The following is a 319-nucleotide window of genomic DNA, read 5'->3' as shown; positions in this document are numbered from 1 at the left end:
CGCGTCCGTATTCATCATTTGAGGCATGATGAAAGCCTTAAAATTTGGAGCGACACACGAGGTTCGAACTCGTGACCTCAACCTTGGCAAGGTTGCGCTCTACCAACTGAGCTAGTGTCGCATTTTCTCATAAGAGAAATTGGTTGCGAGGACTGATTTGAACCAGTGACCTTCGCGAGGTTTTATGAATGGCTGAGCCCGACGAGCTAGCGAATCACAACACCTTTTAATTTGGTTGCGGGGGCCGGATTTGAACCGACGACCTTCGGGTTATGAGCCCGACGAGCTACCAAGCTGCTCCACCCCGCGTCCGTATTCA

At 51.1% G+C, this 319-nt stretch carries 2 tRNA genes; both read right to left on the bottom strand.

Annotated features, from left to right (window positions below):
* Window positions 1–45: 45 nt before the first annotated feature.
* A tRNA-Gly gene (locus tag EJ063_RS20840) sits at window positions 46–121 on the bottom strand.
* 111 nt (window positions 122–232) lie between these two features.
* A tRNA-Met gene (locus EJ063_RS20835) sits at window positions 233–309 on the bottom strand.
* Window positions 310–319: the final 10 nt, after the last annotated feature.

The sequence above is a fragment of the Vibrio aquaticus genome (assembly GCF_003970385.1).
Classification (GTDB): Bacteria; Pseudomonadota; Gammaproteobacteria; order Enterobacterales; family Vibrionaceae; genus Vibrio; species Vibrio aquaticus.
Note: the sequence above shows the minus strand (reverse complement) of the source record. Positions and strands in the feature narration are given on the sequence as shown.